This is a genomic window from Streptomyces sp. NPDC001902 (assembly GCF_042891295.1).
Lineage (GTDB): Bacteria > Actinomycetota > Actinomycetes > Streptomycetales > Streptomycetaceae > Actinacidiphila.
The window spans coordinates 37,817-53,882 of sequence record NZ_JBIATA010000011.1 but is presented as its reverse complement, the minus strand read 5'-3'; the positions used below and the strand labels follow the sequence as shown (position 1 = coordinate 53,882).

Annotated in this window: 13 protein-coding genes and 4 tRNA genes; 7 read left to right on the top strand and 10 right to left on the bottom strand. The window is 73.6% G+C overall.

Annotated features, from left to right (window positions below; all coding sequences use genetic code 11):
- Positions 1-155: 155 nt before the first annotated feature.
- Positions 156-791 (top strand): DUF4291 domain-containing protein, encoded by a 636-nt coding sequence (locus tag ACFYYN_RS19510; protein ID WP_500546811.1) that lies wholly within the window; start codon positions 156-158, stop codon positions 789-791.
- On the opposite strand, the gene ACFYYN_RS19505 is transcribed toward ACFYYN_RS19510, so the two are convergent.
- Positions 766-1,143, bottom strand: coding sequence for an MmcQ/YjbR family DNA-binding protein (locus ACFYYN_RS19505; protein WP_500546810.1), 378 nt, complete (start codon positions 1,141-1,143; stop codon positions 766-768). The genes ACFYYN_RS19510 and ACFYYN_RS19505 overlap by 26 nt on opposite strands.
- Positions 1,144-1,291: 148 nt before the next feature.
- Entirely contained in the window at positions 1,292-2,647 is a 1,356-nt protein-coding gene (locus ACFYYN_RS19500) for a M14 family metallopeptidase (protein ID WP_500546809.1), read from the bottom strand.
- Positions 2,648-2,824: 177 nt separating this feature from the next.
- Between ACFYYN_RS19500 and ACFYYN_RS19495 the strand changes: the two genes are divergently transcribed.
- The 6 genes from ACFYYN_RS19495 to ACFYYN_RS19470 all read left to right on the top strand — a co-directional run bounded on the left by ACFYYN_RS19495 (position 2,825) and on the right by ACFYYN_RS19470 (position 5,743).
- Positions 2,825-2,897, top strand: a tRNA-Gly gene (locus tag ACFYYN_RS19495).
- A gap of 16 nt (positions 2,898-2,913) precedes the next feature.
- Positions 2,914-2,985 (top strand) — tRNA-Glu (locus ACFYYN_RS19490).
- 20 nt (positions 2,986-3,005) lie between these two features.
- A tRNA-Cys gene (locus tag ACFYYN_RS19485) sits at positions 3,006-3,077 on the top strand.
- A gap of 15 nt (positions 3,078-3,092) precedes the next feature.
- A tRNA-Ala gene (locus ACFYYN_RS19480) sits at positions 3,093-3,165 on the top strand.
- A 36-nt stretch (positions 3,166-3,201) separates the two neighbouring features.
- Positions 3,202-4,563, top strand: a complete 1,362-nt coding sequence (locus ACFYYN_RS19475; protein ID WP_500546808.1) for an SDR family NAD(P)-dependent oxidoreductase — start codon at positions 3,202-3,204, stop codon at positions 4,561-4,563.
- A gap of 1 nt (position 4,564) precedes the next feature.
- A complete protein-coding gene (locus ACFYYN_RS19470) occupies positions 4,565-5,743 on the top strand; it encodes a leucine-rich repeat domain-containing protein (protein WP_500546807.1) in 1,179 nt (392 codons plus the stop codon).
- Here ACFYYN_RS19470 and ACFYYN_RS19465 read toward each other — a convergent pair whose 3' ends face one another.
- From ACFYYN_RS19465 to ACFYYN_RS19430, 8 genes are read right to left on the bottom strand one after another with little or no spacing between them, the layout of a single operon-like run.
- The gene (locus ACFYYN_RS19465) at positions 5,744-7,600 is read right to left on the bottom strand and encodes an ATP-binding protein (protein WP_500546806.1); all 1,857 of its coding nucleotides are present in this window, start codon (positions 7,598-7,600) and stop codon (positions 5,744-5,746) included.
- Entirely contained in the window at positions 7,597-8,997 is a 1,401-nt protein-coding gene (locus ACFYYN_RS19460; RefSeq protein ID WP_500546805.1) for a vWA domain-containing protein, read from the bottom strand. Before ACFYYN_RS19460 ends, ACFYYN_RS19465 begins: the two co-directional genes overlap by 4 nt.
- Positions 8,886-9,956, bottom strand: coding sequence for a hypothetical protein (locus ACFYYN_RS19455; RefSeq protein ID WP_500546804.1), 1,071 nt, complete (start codon positions 9,954-9,956; stop codon positions 8,886-8,888). The genes ACFYYN_RS19460 and ACFYYN_RS19455 overlap by 112 nt, the downstream gene beginning before the upstream one ends.
- A gap of 36 nt (positions 9,957-9,992) precedes the next feature.
- The gene (locus ACFYYN_RS19450; protein WP_500546803.1) at positions 9,993-10,613 is read right to left on the bottom strand and encodes a TetR/AcrR family transcriptional regulator; all 621 of its coding nucleotides are present in this window, start codon (positions 10,611-10,613) and stop codon (positions 9,993-9,995) included.
- Positions 10,601-11,350, bottom strand: a complete 750-nt coding sequence (locus ACFYYN_RS19445; RefSeq protein WP_500546802.1) for an enoyl-CoA hydratase family protein — start codon at positions 11,348-11,350, stop codon at positions 10,601-10,603. The genes ACFYYN_RS19450 and ACFYYN_RS19445 overlap by 13 nt, the downstream gene beginning before the upstream one ends.
- The gene (locus ACFYYN_RS19440; RefSeq protein WP_500546801.1) at positions 11,350-12,939 is read right to left on the bottom strand and encodes a 4-coumarate--CoA ligase family protein; all 1,590 of its coding nucleotides are present in this window, start codon (positions 12,937-12,939) and stop codon (positions 11,350-11,352) included. Before ACFYYN_RS19440 ends, ACFYYN_RS19445 begins: the two co-directional genes overlap by 1 nt.
- Positions 12,940-12,969: 30 nt before the next feature.
- Positions 12,970-14,172 (bottom strand): acyl-CoA dehydrogenase family protein, encoded by a 1,203-nt coding sequence (locus tag ACFYYN_RS19435; RefSeq protein ID WP_500546800.1) that lies wholly within the window; start codon positions 14,170-14,172, stop codon positions 12,970-12,972.
- Positions 14,169-16,061 (bottom strand): acetyl/propionyl/methylcrotonyl-CoA carboxylase subunit alpha, encoded by a 1,893-nt coding sequence (locus ACFYYN_RS19430; RefSeq protein ID WP_500546799.1) that lies wholly within the window; start codon positions 16,059-16,061, stop codon positions 14,169-14,171. Before ACFYYN_RS19430 ends, ACFYYN_RS19435 begins: the two co-directional genes overlap by 4 nt.
- Positions 16,062-16,066 lie beyond the last annotated feature (5 nt).

The window sequence follows — 16,066 nt, the reverse complement described above, 5'->3', positions numbered from 1 at the left end:
GCGGTGCAGTTCACCGGGCCCTTCGTAGCGATGTCGTGTCGGGATTCCAGGCTAGGCGAGGTGCCGGTGGGCCGCATGGCACGGGCCTCCGGACGGGCACGCCGCCGGAAAATGCCTGGCGGCGGGTGGCCCGTGGCGGGCACGATGCCCGCATCATGGAGAACACCGAGATGCCGTACCGCCTGATCAGGGCCGCGCACACCGAGGACGCCGTGACGGTCTATCAGGCGTACCGCCCCGAGATCGGTGACCACGCCGCGCAGCACGGGCGCTTCCCCGCGAGCTGGAGCCGCTCCCGGATGACGTGGGTCAAGCCGTCGTTCCTGTGGATGATGTACCGCAGCGGCTGGGGCCGCAAGGACGGGCAGGAGAGGGTGCTCGCCCTCGACATCAGCCGCGACGGCTTCGACTCGGCGCTCCGGCAGGCCTGCCTGTCGCACTTCGACCGCTCGGTTTACCCCGACCGCGAGACCTGGGCCGAGCGCGTGCGCACCACGCAGGTCCGCGTCCAGTGGGACCCGGAGCGGGACCTCTCCCTGCGTCCGCTGCCGTACCGCTCGCTGCAGCTCGGGCTCACCGGCCGGGCGACGCGCGACTACGCCGACCACTGGATCGTCCGGATCCGGGACGTCACCGCGCTCGCCCACCGCGTCCAAGGGCTCGTGCGCTCCGGCGACCACGAGGCCGCGAAGGCGCTGCTGCCGCAGGAGCGGCCCTATCCGGTCGACGCGGCGACCGCCGCCGTGATCGGCGCGAGGACCGGGCTCAGCGGCCGTCCAGCTCCGCGATGAGCCGCTTCGGGGCGACCACGCGGTAGCTCTCCTCCACCCAGTCGCACAGCACCTCGGCGGCCGGCGCCGCCCCGGTGAGGGGGACCGTGACCCAGCCGGCCCCGCCGAGGCCGTAGCCGGAGGGCTCGGCGCCGGGGACCGACAGGGCGTGCTCGTGGACCTGGGGGTCCTTGAGCTTGACGTTGATGCCGGGAGGATGGCTGCCGTCGCCGACACCGAGGAAGACGAAGACCTTCTTGTTGACCTTGACGACGCTCTCGCCCCAGGGGAACTCCTCGGCCGCGCCGGGCAGCGTGAGCGCGAAGGCGCGCACCTTCTCGCGCACGGCGAGCGGGTCGTGGACGGTGGTCACGGGGCCTCCCCGGGGCGGGCGCGGACGGCGGGCGACGGGCACGCGTACGCCCCGATCGTAGGACGGGGGCGGCCCGGATCCCGGGCAGGCGGGCCCCGCGACGCGCGAGGCGCCGCGGGGCCGGGCCGCGGGGGCCGTACCGGCCCGCTCATGAGCAGTACTGCGCCTCCTTGCCGATGGCGCGGTACATGCAGTCCGCGTTCTCCAGGAGCAGCAGCACCGCCTCGCGGTTGCGGCTGGTCTGGGCGGGGATCACCTCGTCGGGCGGGTAGAAGCCCGAGGAGCCGTTCGGGCCCGGGTACATCTCGAAGGTGTACGCCCAGATCCCCTGGTCGCCCCAGAGCCAGTCGTCGATCGACCCGTCGGTGATGTAGAGGTCGCTGGACTGCTCGGGGGTGTAGCCGTTGGTGGCGGCCATGGTGCGGCCGAAGGTGGCGAAGGTGTTGTACTGGTCGGCCGTCATGCCGGTGGTGGTGTTCGCGGTGGTGTAACCGAAGGGCCACAGCACGAGCTGGCTGTAGGTGTGGAAGTCGATGCCCGCCGTGATCTGCTGCCTGCCGCCGACGACCCGGCCGCGTACGAAGTCCGCGACGAGCCTGACCTCGGGTGCGGACTCGGGGGACGCGCCGCGGTAGGTCTCGCTCGACTTGGTGCCGGAGGAGCCGCCGCAGCAGCCCCACCGGTAGTTCCAGTTGCGGTTGAGGTCGGTGCCGACGGCGGAGGAGCCGGAGTTGGGCTGGCGGTTCTTGCGCCAGCTGCGGTAGGAACCGGTCGCGATGTCGTACTCGCCGCCGTCCGGGTTGAGGTCCGGGATGATCCAGATCTCGCGGGAGTCGACGACTCCCTTGATGCGGCTGTCGGTGGCGTAGGTGTCGCCGAACTGGTGCAGCAGGTAGAGCGCCATCTCGACGGTGAGGTGCTCACGGGCGTGCTGGTGGTGGGTGAAGAGCACCTCGGGCTCGGCCTCGTCGGTGCCGACGTTGTCGCTGATCTTGACGGCGACGATGTTCCGGCCGCCGTAGGAGGTGCCGATGACCTGCTGCCTCATGATGGCGGGATGTGCGGCGACCAGGGCGTTGATCTCCGCGGTCATCTCCGCGTGGTTGTGGTAACCGGAGTCGGAGCCGGGGAAGTCCAGCACCGAGGCGCCCCCGTCGGCGCCGCGGCCGCCGTTGCTCCCGGCGGGCGGACCGGGGAGCGCGGTGAGGCGGTAGCCCGCGGAGCGGAGCGCGGCCGCCTGGGCGGCGTTCGCGGTGACGACGGTGGAGTGGGTGCGGGCGGCGTCAATGGATACGCCATGGGCGGCGAGCGCGGTACGGGCGGCGACGGTGCCGGTGCCGGCCACATCGTACTGCCGGACGATCTCGTCGGCGGCGGCCGCGACGGGACGGCCGCCGGCGGTGGACGGCGAGGCGTCGGCCTGGACGGCGAGCGAGGTCGCCAGGGCGCAGGCGAGCAGTGCGGCGGTGACCGTCGCCCGTCGGCCCGTTCGGGGGATGTGCATGGACGTCCTCCTGGGTGTGGGGGTAGCGCAGGAGTTCGACCCGATCGTGCGGGCGTGGCATGCGCGCGTCAAGATGTCCACGGTGCCTTCGGCTGTGAACGCCCGGAACCCTCCGGTGGATTGGCCGGTGGCCCGCCCCGAGGGCCCTGCGCGACGCCGGTACGATCGGCGCAATGCCCGGACGTAGCGCAGAGGCAGGCGCGCCGTCTTGCCAAGACGCATCACGCCGGTTCGAATCCGGCCGTCCGGGCAGTCGGTGACGCATGGGGCCCGTAGGGCAGAGGCAGACCCGCCGCCCTCTCAAGGCGGATACGCCGGTTCGAATCCGGCCGGGCCCCCGATAGGATCATCGCAATGCCCGGATGTAGCGCAGAGGCAGGCGCCCCGTCTGCACAACGGGATCACGCCGGTTCGAATCCGGCCGTCCGGGCAGCCGGGGGCATATGGGTCCGTAGCGCAGAGGCAGGCGCCGCCGCCTCAGCAAGGCGGATACGCCGGTTCGAATCCGGCCGGATCCATCCCTCTTCGTCGCGGCGGGACATCGGGCAGGAGCCATGGGGGAGACGGGCGACATCACGGAGGCGGAACTCGCCGTCTTCGACGCGGTGGTGGGCAAGCTGCGCGCGCTGCCCGTCGACGATCCGGTACGGCTGAGGGCCGAGCAGGTGGCCGCGTCCTTCGCGCGTGACGGACGGCTGCGGCGCAGGAAGACCCGGCGGGACGGCCGGGCCATGGCGGACGCCGACGTCGTGGCGGCCACCGCGACCGGTGCGCGGGCACGCCGCGAGGACGCGCCCCTGGACGAGGTGACGCAGGGAGGCGCCGCAGGGGAGTTCGCCAAACCCCGCCGCTGCTACGTCTGCAAGTCCTTCTACCGGCAGGTGGATGCCTTCTACCACCTGCTCTGCCCTGCCTGCGCCACGGACAACACCGCACGCCGGCGCCTGCGTACCGACCTCGGCGGCAGGCGCGTGCTGCTGACCGGCGGCCGCGTCAAGATCGGCTTCCAGCTGGCCCTGATGATGTTGCGCGACGGGGCCGAACTCCTGGTCACCAGCCGCTTTCCCCGGGACACGCTGCGCCGCTTCACCGAGGCACCCGGCAGCGAGCAGTGGCTGCACCGGCTCACGGTCGTCGCCGTGGACCTGCGCGACCCCCGCCAGGTCGTCGGCCTGTGCGAACGGCTCCGCGAGACAGGTGAGCCGCTGGACATCCTGGTCAACAACGCGGCCCAGACGGTCCGGCGGCCACCCGAGTCGTACGCGGCCCTCACCGCGGGCGAGCGCGCGCCGCTGCCCGCCGGGGCGCGGCCCAAGGCCATGCTCACCGCTCCGGGTTTCGGCACCGCCCCCGCGCTGCCGGCGGCCGCCGGTCCCACCGCCGAACTCCTGCTGGCCGGGACCGACGAGGCCGGGCTCCTGCCCGACACCGCCCCGGAGAACTCCTGGTCGGCGGAGCTCGGCGGCCTCGACCCGGCCGAGGTGCTGGAGACCCAGCTCGTCAACTCCCTGGCCCCGGCACTGCTCTGCGACCGCCTGCTGCCGCTGCTGCTGGCCTCCCCGCGGCCGCGCCGCTACATCGTCAACGTCACCGCGGTCGAGGGGCGCTTCACGGTGCGCAACAAGACCGCCGGCCATCCGCACACCAACATGGCCAAGGCCGCCCTCAACATGCTGACCCGCACCAGCGGACCCGCACTCGCCCCACAGGGCATCCACATGTGCAGCGTCGACACCGGCTGGATCACCGACGAGAACCCGCTGCCGAAGAAGAACCGGCTGGCAGACCGGGGCTTCCGCACCCCACTGGACGTCGTGGACGGCGCGGCCCGGGTCTACGACCCGATCGTGCGCGGAGAGGCCGGGCACCCGCTCTCCGGCGTCTTCCTCAAGGACTACCAGGAAGCCGAGTGGTGAGATGACGGACGACCGGCCCCCGTACGCGGGCGTCCCCGAGATCGTGCCGCGCCCGCACGCCGACCTCGAGCCGCTGCTGGGCTGGCTGCGCGGCGGCGAGGGCGTGCCCGAACGCCGGGACTTCCCGGCCGGCACCGCCCTGCCCGATGGGCGCCTCGACCTGTGCAAGCAGGCGCTGGGCCCGGAGGGGGCGGCCGCCGTCGCCGAGGCGCTGCGTCAGGCACCCGCCACCGGTGCTGTACGCCACCTGCTGCTCGGCACCGACGGACTGGGCGACACGGGCGCCGCCGCCGTCACCGAACGCACCAGGGGCACCGGAGTCGAGACGCTCTACCTGGGCTGCAACGGCATCACGGCGGGTGGCGCCTGCCGCATCGCGGACAACCTGCGGGCCTCACCGCAGGCCGTCACCGGGGTCTGGCTGAAGCGCAACCCGCTCGGCGGCGGCGCGGGGGAGGCGGGTGCCGGACTCGTGGAGTCGGCACAGTCGTTGCGCACCCTTGACCTGGTGCAGACCGGACTCGACCCCGCGGGCCTCGCCGTGCTGGCCGACGCGCTGGTCGTCGCCGCCCGCTCGGGACGCGCCGTGGAGCGGCTGTTCGTCGGCGGCAACGCGCTCGGCACGGCCGGAGCCGCCTGCCTGGGGACCGTCATCACAGCGGGAGCCGTCGCCGAGTTGTACGTGTCGGCCGCCGGTCTCGGCGACGAGGGAGCCCTCGTGCTCGCCGAGGCCCTCGCCCGGGCGCCGCACGGCCGGCTCACCCGGCTCTCCGTGGCCAGCAACGGCATCGGACCGGTGGCCTGCGCCCGCCTGGTCACCGCCGCGACGGCCGCGGGTGTGGAACTCCTTGACCTGGGGCGGGTCAAGGCCGCCCGGGCCCTGGGCGCCGCGGACAACCAGGTCGACGTCGAGGCGGCCACGGCGATGGCCGCGGCACTGGCCTCGGCGCCGCACCGGCTGACCCATCTCGTGCTGGCCCACACCGGAATGCGCAGCGGGGAGGCGCACCGTCTGCTCGACGCCGCCCCGGCGGCGGCGACCGCGACCCGCTACGTCCTCGGCAAGGGCATCGCGACCAGCGTCCGGCGGCGGCTGGACGCGCTCAGCGCGCACCTGCCTTCGCCGGCCGTGCCCGAGGACGTCGCCGCCGTGCGCAGCGTCCACCGCACCCCGCGCTGATCAGCGGGGCATGCGGGCGAAGGTCTCGATCCAGAAGCGCTGCGTCTGCTCCGAGGCGCCCACCAGGTAGGTCGAGCGCAGCTTGGGCGGCAGCAACGCCACCAGCCGGGCGACGGCCTTGCGGTGCCGCTTGAGCTGGGACAGCTCCGCGTTGGCGATCACGTGGTGGACGACGTCGCTCTCGTCGTTGCCCTCCCCGGACTCCTCCCGGGCCCGTCGCAGCCGTGCCTCCCAGGCGTCCACGTCCCGCGCCAGTTCCCGCAGCCCGGTCACCGAGCGGTTGGCGAGCCGGTCGACCAGCGCGGTCAGCGGCACCGGGGCGTACTCGCCGTCGCCGAGGTAGACCGTGGCCATCTGCAGCGGCAGACCGCGTTGGTGGAGCTTGATCAGCCGCTCGATGGTGCGCTTGGTGATCCACGCGCGGCCGTCGTCGTCGATGTCGTGCTTCCACCACTCCAGCACGGTCTCGGCGAGGCCGCCGTACCGCGCGATCAGCCACTCGTTGGCCGGGATGTCGCCCGGTTCGACGGTGAGCGAAGCCGTGAAGCGGGTCGCCTGGGCGATGTTGTTGCGGGACACCATCAGCCGGCGGCCCAGATGGTACGGCGGGTTCTGCACCGCTATCTGGGCACGCAGGTTCTCGATCGGGCGCCCCGCCAGCGACCACTCCTGCGTGATCTCCATCAGCTTGGCGAACGCGGCCTTGTCCTTGGGCCGGTTGTACTCGTCCCAGACGATCGCCTTCGGCTCGCTCCCGGTGAACTTCTGCGCCAGCAGGGTGTCCAGCGAGCCGTCCCGGTCCGGGACGGGCGCGCACAGGTCCTCGACGTTGGTGACCGGCAGCGAGAAGTACAGCGGGTCACGGCCCAGGTCCTCGCGCAGCGTCTCGCGCACCACCTCGGTCTTGCCGCAGCCGGGCGGCCCCTGGAGCAGCACCGTCCACCGGTTGCGCAGCGCCGCCCGCACCACCGAGCGCACCGGGTCCGGCACGGTCGCCGGGTTGTGCACGCCGAGCTCCGTGGCGATCCGGTCCAGGATCTCCGACGTCCGGTCCTGCCCCGGCCTGCCGTCCGGCCGGGGCTCCGCCAGGCGCAGCCGCTCGCCGTTGACCAGCGGCAGCCCCCAGCGCAGCGGGAACCCCTCCCGCGCGTTGGCGAGGACGTGGTCGAGGGTGCGCGGGGAGAGCAGTTCGCGGACCGCCGGGCCGAGCGACGCCCACAGGGCGAAGACCCCGTTCAGGTCCCAGTCCCGGTACTTCTCGGCGAGCTTGCGCCGCCACGCCGTGTCGTTGGCGGTCACCCGCACCGTGACCATGCGGTCGAGGACGGCCAGGTCGCCGCGGCGCGCGGCCGTCTCGGACAGCGACTCGTTGTCGCTGAGGAACACCCCGACGCAGCCCAGCGCCCGCAGGTCGTACTCGCCGAGCGTCCAGTTGCAGGCGATCTGCATCAGTTGCGACTGGATCGTCTCGCCGGCCTGCAGCGAGTCGTCGATGAGCAGCACGAACGGGCGCCCCGGCCGCAGCTGGCTCATCACCAGCTGGCGCAGCACCAGTTCGTCCGAGTGCGGGTCACGGACCGGCGCGTTCACCAGGAGGTCGTCCGGGGTGAGGTTGGCGGCGGGCACGTAGACCAGCTCGGCGTGCGGATGGGCCTCGGCGACGTGCGAGAAGAACGTCGAGGTCTTGCCGATGCCGTGCTCACCGAAGACCTGCCCCGTCTGCCCCATGTCGATCATCGCGTCGATGAACGACTCCAGCCGGGAAGCCTCCGGCCGGCCCTCGGGCGGCCGCGGATAGGTGGCGTTGGCCCGCCAGGGCCGGGGGCCGGCCGTGGCGGTCGCCGCGGTGGTGGTCATCTCGCTCCTGTCGTGACGCGGTGGCAGGCCATGGGCGGGGTGTGGGCGTCGGGCCAGTCGTCGCCGCCCTCGGTGATCAGCCATATCCACTTGTCGGGCTCCTGCGGCGTGATGTGCGGGGCGTAGCCGTCGGTCAGCACGACCACCGCGTCCGGACGCTCCTCGAAGCGCCGCCCTCGGACTTCCGTACGCCCCTCCACGTAGTCGGCCACGGCCTGGAAGCTCGTGCCCCCGCCGCCGTACACCCGCTCGCCGGGGGCGAAGGGCATCACGACGCCGTCGAAGGAGAGCCAGTGGGCCTCCACGCCGTCGATCCGCCCGACGAGTTCGGTCAGCCAGGTGATGACGGAACCCGGCATGGACCCCGAGGTGTCGTAGGCGATGACCAGCACCTTGTCGCGCACGGGGCCGCGCCGCGACAGCATCGGGTCGTGGCCGAGCGCCGCCAGCAGCGCGCCCCGCTTCTTCGGGTAGACCAGCCGCTCGCCCTCGCGCAGCTTCGAGGCGACCACGTCGACCAGCCACCGCTGCCACCAGTCCACCCGCCGGGTCCTGACGGTCTCGCCGCGCAGCGTCCCGGCGCCCAGCTGTCCCCACAGCCGGGCCGTGCGCTCCGAGGCGCCCTCGGTGCGGCCCATGAGCTCCAGCAGCTCGCGCTCGGCTCCGGTGTGCCCGCGGCGCGCGGCCAGCAGCGAGTTCAGCAGGGAGGAGGAGACCAGTGCGTCGATGGTGCCCTGGTCGCCCGGTACGCCCTCAGCCTCGAGGTGCACGCACGACGACGTCAGGGGCACCGGTGGGTGCTTCATCCGCTTGAGCTCGGTGTAGACGCCCATGTCGGTCTCGACGAACTCCGCATAGGACAGGGCTGTCAGCCCCTGCTCCGTCAGATCCCGCTCGTACGCGGCGTGGACCTCGTGCGGATCGACCCCCGTCGGCCGGCCGTCCCGCAGCGGCAGGGCCTGCCGTCGCAGGCGGACCAGCGCCACGTGGTTGATCGCCACCTCCGCCGCGGTGGAGAAGACCGGGTCCTCCCGCAGCGCGGGCTCGGCGAACAGATGCCGGTGCACCACGTGCCGGGCCTCGTGGAAAAGGACGAACTTGACCCCGTCCAGCCCCAGGTCGACGAAGAACGCGGGGTTGTACAGCAGGAGGACGGAGCCGTCCCCCGAGGCCACCACCGCCGCGGTGTCCACGGCCGTGGTCGGGATCTGGTGCGGGCACTTGGCGTACAGCCAGGACGCGACCGCCGACTCGGTCAGCCCGAAGTCCAGCAGCGCGGCCTCCTTCAGCCGCTCGGCCTCCGCCACGACGACCGGATCCGCCGGATGCCACTGCTCCAGCGCCCGCCGGTCGGCGAGGTCGACCACGGGTCGTCGCCCGCGCTCGTCGAATCCCATGCAGGCCCCCCACGTTCGTGCCCCGGACCCTCCTGGCCCCTTGGTGACTCAGTGTTACCAGAGGCCACTGACAACGGGCCGTCGGCGCCCTCCCCGGCGCCCTCCCCGGCGCCCTCCGCGATCGCCCCCGCCGTCGCGATCAGCTCCGGCAGCGTGCCCGTGAACGTCGGCAGGAGCTGCGTCAGCACCGCCCACGCCTCGGTGTTGCCGCCCAGCTCCGTGCGCACCAGCGGCCGCAGCGCGTCGGCGGCCTCCGGCAGCAGCAGCGGGAACGCCCAGCGGCCCATGGCCAGGACGCGCAGGGCGTCGCGTGCCGGACGCGTGCCGGTCGCGTACGCCCCCGGGCCGTCCACGACGCCCGCGTCACGGAGCCGGTTGGTGAACTTGCGGTGCGTACCGAACTGCGTGCGCAGCGCCGGAGGGCAGTCGGGGCGGATCGCCAGTGCCCAGCGGGCGTATCCCGGCAGCGGCTGCTCGCGGTCGGCCCCGGCCACCACGGCCCAGTCGTCCCGCCCCACCGTCAACGCGGCGGCCCGGCCCTGGGACATGCCGGTGACGGCACGCAGCACCGCGGTCAGCGCCTGCGGGCCGGACGGCAGCGCGAGCTCCGGTGCCGGATAGTGCGAGAGGTCCGCGGGAACCTTCAGGCGGCGGGAGCGATCCGGTCCGTACGGGACGCCGTTGATGATGTCGTAGCGCATACGGTCGTCGGCCTGCGGGTGGTGGTACACCAGCGAGTTGACCCGGGGATCGTCCTCCTGCAGCATCCACCACAGCACCGACACCGGCAGGTCGCGCCACCACGGGCGGCCCCACGGCGAGTACTCAGGTGGCTCGGCCGCCGCCGCCGGATCCTCCTCCGGGACCCCCGTCCGGCTCCGCGCACGCGCCGCGGAATCCGGGTCGACCAGACCCAGCAGGAAGCCCAGTTCGCCGGCGGACACCGCCTCGTTCAGCATGCCGCGATCTTCTCACCCGCCACCGACAGGGGCGACTCAGATTCCGCGGCGCAGCACCCCGTCCAGGACCGCCGACCACTCGCGGACGATGCCCGCCCGGCGGGCGCTGTCGTCGCTGAGGAGGTTCGCCAGCCCCAGGCCCCGGGCCATGTCGAGGGTGGCCTGGACGGTCTCCCTGACCCCGGCCACCGCCTCGTCCGCGCCGAGCATCTCCACGGCGAGCCGGTGCGCCTCCCGCCCGATGCGCGCCTCCAGCGAGGTGACCCGGGGCCGCAGTTGCTCCTCGTTCGCCGCGGCGACCCACAGGTGCAGGGCGGCCCGGAAGATCGGCCCCGTGTAGAGGTCGACGACCATGCCGACCACGGCGTGCGTGCGGGGCACGCCCTCGCGGGGGAGGGCGTGCGCGTGCTCGCGCAGGGCGACCAGCCACTGTTCGGCGACGAACTCGATCGCCCCGGTGAACAGGTCCTCGCGGGTGGGGAAATGGTGCTGGGCCGCACCCCGCGACACCCCCGCGCGCTCGGCGACCACGGTCACCGTGCTGCCCGCCCAGCCGCGTTCGGCCAGGCAGGCGACGGCGGCCCCCAGCAGCCGCTGCCGGGTGGCGCGGCTGCGGTCCTGCTTGGGCGTACGGGTGCCGGCTCTCACAGCGCCCATGGTGCGGCCCGCCGTTCGAGGAACGCCCGCATCCCCTCCGCGGCCTCGGGCGAGCCGAACAGCCGGGCCGACTGCTCGGTCAGCGCCGCGGCGTCCCGGTCGAAGACGCGCAGCACGGCGGCCGTCGTCAGCGCCTTGGACTCCGCGAGCCCCTGCGGCGACGCCGCGCGCAGCCCGGCGAGGATGCCGTCCAGCGCCTCCTCCGGCGCGGCGACCAGGCCGGTGCGGACGGCCTCCGCGGTGTCGAAGACCTCGCCCGTCAGGTAGTGCCGCGCGGCGGACCGGGCGTCCATGCGCGGCAGCACGGTCAGCGAGATCACGGCCGGGGCGAGGCCGAGCCGTGCCTCGGTGAAGGCGAAGCTCGCCCCCGCCCCCGCCACCGGGACGTCACAGGCCGCCAGCAGCCCGAGGCCGCCCGCGCGCACGTGACCGGTCACGTGCGCCACGACCGGCTTGGGCAGTTCCACGATCGCGCGCAGCAGCGCCACCAGCCGCCGCGGCCCCTCCGGCGACGCCGCCTCCTTCAGGTCCGCGCCCGCGCAGAAGGTGCCGCCGGTGTGCGTGAGCAGCACCGCACGCGTGGCCGGGTCCTTGCCGGCCCGGGCCAGCGCGTCGGACAGCTCGTCGACCATGCGTGCGGACAGCGCGTTGCGGTTGTGCGGGGAGTCCAGCGTGAGCGTGGTGATCCCCCTGTCGTGCGCGCTCCGTACGCAGGGTGCCGCGGCGTCGTCGGTCATCAGGTGCTACCCCTTTCCCGGGCGCGCAGTTCACGCCGGAGGATCTTGCCGCTCGCGGCCCTCGGTATCGCGTCGGTGAACTCCACCCGGCGCACCTTCTTGTACGGGGCGACCTGCGCCGCCACGTGCGCGATCACGTCGTCCGGCGTGAGGCCGGAGCCCTGCTGCGGCACCACGTACGCCTTGGGGATCTCGTTGCCGTCCTCGTCCACCACGCCGATGACCGCGGCGTCGGCCACCCGCGGGTCGGTGAGCAGCACGGCCTCCAACTCGGCGGGCGGCACCTGGTAGCCCTTGTACTTGATCAGCTCCTTGACCCGGTCGACGACGTGCAGCCACCCGCCGGCGTCCACCCGGCCGACGTCGCCGGTGTGCAGCCAGCCCTCCTCGTCGATCATGGCGGCGGTCTCCTCGGGCCGTCCCAGGTAGCCCTTCATGACCTGCGGACCGCGGATGTGGATCTCCCCGGTGCCGTCGGCGGCGGCGTCCCCGCCCTCCTCGCCGAGCGGCACGATGCGCATCTCGGTGCCGGGCAGCAGTTTGCCGACCGCGCCGGGCGGCGCGTCCCGCGAGTCCAGCGGCACCACGTGCGTGCCCGGGGAGAGTTCCGTCATCCCGTACGCCTGCAGGATCGGCGGCAGTCCCAGCCGCTTGGAGCAGGCCTGGGCCAGTTCCGCGTCGAGCGGGGCCGCCGAGCACAGCACGTACTCCAGCGAGCTCAGGTCGTGCGCGGCGACCGCCGGGTGCTTGGCGAGCGCCAGCACGATCGGCGGGGCCACGAACAGGCCCTGTACGCGGTGGGTCGCCACCGCCTTCAGGAACTGCTCCAGGTCGAAGCGCGGCAGCACCACGACGGTGGCGCCCTTGCGCAGCGGGGCGTTCATGAGCGCGGTGAGCCCGTAGATGTGGAAGAACGGGAGCACGGCCAGGATGCGGTGCCCGGGGCCCATCGAAAGCGTCGGGTCCAGCTGGGCCAGGTTGGTGGCGATGTTGCGGTGGGTCAGCATCACGCCCTTGGGCACGCCGGTGGTGCCCGAGGAGTACGGCAGCGCGGCCAGGTCCTCGCCCGGGTCGAAGGCGATCTCCGGCTCGGGGGCGGTGGAGCCGAGCAGGTCCAGGACCGAGCGGTGGCCCTCGGCGCTGTCGCAGACGAGGATCTCCCGCACGCCGCCGGCCTGCTCCGCCGCCTTGCGTGCGGTCTCCAGCAGCGGCGAGACGGTGACGATCCACGAGGCGCCGCTGTCCCGCAGTTGCCGCGCGAACTCCTCGGCCGTGGCGAGCGGATGGACGGTGGTGACGGCCGCCCCGGCGCGCGTGGCGCCGTAGAAGACCGGCGGGTAGGCGATGGTGTTGGGGCTGTGCAGGGCGAGGACGTCGCCCTTGCGCAGGCCCGACTCGGCCAGCGCCGCGGCGATGCGGCGGGTGAAGGAGTCGAGCTGCGCGTAGGTGAGCGTCGTGCCCTCGACCCCGTCGACGAGCGCGGGCCGGTCGCCGAACTCGGCGGCGTGGCCCAGCACGGCCTCGTGGATCGGCAGGTCGATGGCGGGAACCGCGGGGTACTCGCTGTGGAACACGGCCGGCTGTGCCATGGCCGTTCCCCCCTCCTCGGTAGGACGTGCTCAGTAGGACTTGGGCAGACCCAGCGTGTGGTGCGAGACGTAGTTGAGAATCATCTCCCGGCTGACCGGCGCGATGCGACCCACGCGCGACGCCGTGAGGAGGGAGGCCAGCCCGTACTCGGCCGTCAGCCCGTTGCCGCCGAGGGTGTGCACGGCCTGGTCGACGGCCTTCGCGCCCGCCTCGGCCGCCGCGTACTTCGCCATGTTGGCGGCCTCGCCGGCCGCCATGTCGTCCCCGGCGTCGTACAGGAACGCGGCCTTCTGCATCATCAGTCGGGCCAGTTCCAGCTCGATGTGGGCCTGTGCCAGCGGGTGGGCGATGGCCTGGTGAGAGCCGATGGGGGCCTTCCACACCTGCCGGGTGCGGGCGTAGCCCACGGCGGCGTCGAGCGCGAAGCGGCCCATGCCGATCGAGAAGGCGGCCGTCATGACGCGTTCGGGGTTGAGGCCCGCGAACAGCTGCAGCAGCCCCGCGTCCTCGTCGCCCACCAGGGCGTCGGCGGGCAGCCGCACGTCGTCCAGGTAGATGTGGAACTGCTTCTCGGGCGCCGACAGTTCCATGTCGATCGGCCGGAACTCGAAGCCGGGCGTCTCGCGCTCCACGACGAACAGGCACGGCTTCAGCTTTCCCGTACGGGCGTCCTCGGTGCGGCCCACGATGAGCGTCGCGTCGGCGATGTCGACGCCGGAGACGAAGACCTTGCGGCCCGTGAGCAGCCAGTCCGAACCGTCCCGGCGGGCCGTGGTCGTCAGGCGGTGGGAGTTGGAACCGGCGTCGGGCTCGGTGATGCCGAACGCCATCCGGATCGAGCCGTCCGAGAGGCCGGGCAGCCACCGGCGCTGCTGCTCCCCGGTGCCGAAGCGGGCGATGACCGTGCCGCAGATCGCGGGGGAGACGATGAGCAGCAGCAACGGGCAGCCCGCGGCGCCCAGTTCCTCCAGCACGATGGAGAGCTCGGCCAGGCCGCCGCCCCCGCCGCCGTGCTCCTCCGGCAGGTTGACTCCGAGGTAGCCGAGCGCACCGGCCTCCTGCCACAGCTTGTCGGTGTGCCGCCCCTCGCGGACGGCGTCGAGGAAGTACGAACGCCCGTACCGGCGGCCCAGGTCGGAGACGGCCTTGCGCAGCGCGCGCCGTTCCTCGCTCTCCAGCAGGACGTTGTCGAAGGTGCCGGTCGGTCCGTGCACAGCGGGCGTACCGCTCATGGGGAATCCTCTTCCTGAACGACGGCGAGTACGGCTCCGACGTCGACCTGGCGGCCGGCCTCGGCGTGCAGTGCGGTGAGCACACCGTCCGCCGGGGCGGCGATGCGGTGCTCCATCTTCATGGCCTCCAGCCACAGCAGGGGCTGCCCCGCGGCCACCTTGTCGCCGACCGCGACGTCCGCGACGCGGACGACCGTCCCCGGCATCGGGGCCAGCAGCGAGCCGGGCGCGAGCTGGGCCTGCGGGTCGGGGAAGCGCGGCAGCGCGGTGAAGCGGTGGCCGCCCGACGGGCCGTCGACGCACACCTCGTCCCCGTAGACCGCCACCTCGAAGGCCCGGCGCACCCCGGCGACCTCCAGTACCACGTGTCCCGGCCCGTGCTCCAGCAGGCGTACGTCCGGGTGGCCCTCGGCGGCGAGGCCGTCGCGGCCGAGCCGGTAGCGGACCTCGTGCTCCGCGCCACCCGGCTCGGCGCGGTAGGTCTTGGACTGCGGCGCCGACCGCACGTTGCGCCAGCCGCCCAGCGGGTGGCGTCCCGAGGCGTCGGCGAGGGCGGCGGCCAGGGCCGACAGCCGCAGCGCGGCCCCGTCCTGCGCCGGCGCCGGGCCGAGCCGGTCGAGGAAGGCCGTCGACAGCCGCCCCGCGGCGAAGTCCGGGTCGCGCAGCACCCGTACGAGCAGGTCGCGGTTGGTCATCAGGCCGTGCACGCGGGCCCGCTCCAGGGCGTGCGCGAGCAGCCGCAGCGCCTGCGGGCGGGTGGGGGCGTGGGCGACGACCTTGGCGAGCATCGCGTCGTAGTGCACGCCGATCCGGTCGCCGTCGCCGAAGCCCGCGTCCACCCGCAGCCCCGGCGCCCGCGGCACCCGGAAGCGGTGCAGGACGCCGGCCTGCGGCTGCCAGTCGCGGGCCGGGTCCTCCGCGTACAGCCGGGCCTCGACCGCGTGCCCGGAGGGCGCCGGGGGAGCGGCCGGGAGCCGCCCGCCCTCGGCGACGTCCAGCTGGAGCGCGACGAGGTCCACGCCGAAGACGCACTCGGTCACCGGGTGCTCCACCTGGAGACGGGTGTTCATCTCCAGGAAGTACGGCCGGCCGTCCGCCGGCACCAGAAACTCCACCGTCCCCGCGCCGACGTAGCCGATGGCCCGCGCCGCCGCCCCGGCAGCCTCGTGCAGCGTCCGGCGCAGCCCGTCGGTGATGCCGGGCGCCGGGGTCTCCTCGACCACCTTCTGGTGGCGGCGCTGCACCGAGCAGTCGCGCTCGCCCAGCGTCCACACGGTGCCGTGCGCGTCCGCCAGCACCTGCACCTCGATGTGCCGGCCGTCCTCGACGTACGGCTCCAGGAACACCTCGCCGTCCCCGAAGGCGGACAGCGCCTCCGCACGGGCGGCGGCCAGCTCCCGCTCCAGGTCGGCCGCCTCGCGGACGACGCGCATGCCGCGTCCGCCGCCGCCCGCCGCCGCCTTGACCAGCACGGGCAGGTCGCCTGGACCGGCCTCCAGCACCGGGACGCCGGCCTCGGCCATCAGGTGCTTGGCCCGGGTCTTGGAACCCATCGCCTCGATGGCCTGCGGCGTCGGCCCGATCCAGGTCAGGCCCGCCGCGATGACGGACCGGGCGAACTCGGCGTTCTCCGACAGGAACCCGTAGCCCGGGTGGACGGCGTCCGCGCCCGCGGCGAGGGCGGCCTTCACGATGAGGTCGCCGCGCAGATAGGTGTCGGCGGGCGCGTCGCCCGGCAGCCGCACGGCGGCGTCCGCCTCCCGTACGTGCGGCGCGGTCGCGTCCGCGTCCGAGTGGACGGCGACCGTGGCGATGCCCAGGTCGCGGCAGGTACGGAAGACACGGCGGGCGATCTCGCCGCGGTTGGCCACCAGCACTGATGCGATCACGGTCA